At 37.7% G+C, this 1,794-nt stretch carries 1 protein-coding gene and 1 tRNA gene; both read right to left on the bottom strand.

Annotated elements, in window-relative coordinates:
• Positions 1–9 precede the first annotated feature (9 nt).
• Positions 10–86: transfer RNA gene (locus G4D63_RS21600), tRNA-Met, on the bottom strand.
• Between the two features lie 219 nt (positions 87–305).
• Positions 306–1,445 carry an aminotransferase class I/II-fold pyridoxal phosphate-dependent enzyme gene (locus G4D63_RS21595; protein ID WP_163182126.1) on the bottom strand — a complete coding sequence of 380 codons (1,140 nt, stop codon included), beginning with the start codon at positions 1,443–1,445 and terminating at the stop codon, positions 306–308.
• Between the last annotated feature and the right edge of the window lie 349 nt (positions 1,446–1,794).

The following is a 1,794-nucleotide window of genomic DNA, read 5'->3' as shown; positions in this document are numbered from 1 at the left end:
CGGGACCATTGGTTGCGGGGGCAGGATTTGAACCTACGACCTTCGGGTTATGAGCCCGACGAGCTACCAGACTGCTCCACCCCGCGATAATATAAATATAACTTTTAATTCTGAATGCACTTTGAGTATCCTGATACGACCATCCCGATTTGTCAATCGGTATGCTTAAGCCTGTCGAAGAAGATTATTCCGGCGTGCTCCACCCCGCGATAATATAAACAAACTTTTGTAAATACTTACTTTAAAACGTGACAATAACTATAATATCACTATGAACTAGATTAGTCAACAAAAAAAGAGTCAAATTATAAATTTGACTCTTTAATTGCTTCTGACAATGCATCAAGTATATCTTGATCATCTTCAATTCCGATTGAAATTCGTATTAATCCTTTAGTAATTCCTAGCATTTGTAATGCTTCTGTATCTAAGGCTCGATGTGAGGTTGCAATCGGATATGATACTGTTGTTTCTACTCCTGCTAGGGTAGGTACTAACTTAATCCACCCCAAACCATTAATAAACCTTTCAATATCACATTGGCTTTCATCTAATTCGATTGTAACCATAGCACCATTTCCTTTAGGTGATAAGTTGGAAGGATAAAATACTTTATTCACACCTGAAAGGGATACAAGTCCTTCTGCAACTTTTGCAGCATTATTTGACTGTTTTTCCATTCGGATGCTCATGGTCTTTAATCCTCTACATGCTAACCAACTTTCAAAGGGACTCAAATTTGCACCGAGATTTCCTAACTTCTGATTAACCTTCTTAATTAACTCTTGGCTTCCTACCACAACACCTGCTGTAACATCACTATGTCCACCAATATATTTAGTAGCGCTATGAATAACTAGATCAATTCCATCCTCATGGGGCTTACATAAAAATGGGGTAGCAAACGTATTATCAATTAGTGAAATTAGCTTGAATTCTCTAGCAACCTCAACAATTTGCTCTAGATTTTCTACTCTTAAAAAGGGATTTGTTACCGACTCACTATAGATAACCTTTGTGTTAGGTTTAATTTCTTTAACAATCATCTCTCTATCTGTAAATGAAACAAATGAAGACTCTATTCCAACTTCTTTCAACTCTTTAGCTATTAATTGAAAGGTACCACCATACAGGTCATCATTAGCAATAATATGATCCCCAGCAGATGCAACTGCTAATATACTGACCAAAACAGCAGATAGACCAGAAGATGTGGCAACACCTGCTTCTGCTCCTTCTAGAGCAGCCACTGCATGTCCTAATTCATCAGTGTTAGGGTTACCTACTCTTGAATATAAATAGTTACCTTCACCCTGATAAAACGCTTCTAGTTCCTGTAATGATTTAAAAGTAAAAGCTGATGATTGATAGATTGGTGTAACTTTACTACGAATTGGTTCGTTTTTCTTATTAGAAAAATGGACATTTTTTGTTTGAAACTTCACTAGAATCCCACCAATGCTTTAATGTTAACATTGACTCTACTCCTATAAATGGTGAAAGTCAATAATATAATTCAAACTATTCTTTTAATTTTCACTAACCTGGTCCTTGGTTCTCTCTTACTCTTTGCAAGGTCGCATGCCCTGGATTTCTTTCTTAGTCCTCTAGTCCTTGACCTTTATGAGCACTCATTGCTCTTATCCTTTAATACACATAAAAAAGAGTAGCTACGTGAGCTACTCTTTTCATCTTTGCTTGGCGACGTCCTACTCTCACAGGGGCAATGCCCCAACTACCACCGGCGCAAGAGCTTAACTTCCGTGTTCGGATCCGGACTAAAATAAGCGGCGA

This window comes from Bacillus mesophilus (genome assembly GCF_011008845.1).
GTDB classification, from domain to species: domain Bacteria; phylum Bacillota; class Bacilli; order Bacillales; family SA4; genus Bacillus_BS; species Bacillus_BS mesophilus.
The sequence above is the reverse complement of the archived record's forward strand: the minus strand, read 5'-3'. Positions and strand labels throughout refer to the sequence as shown.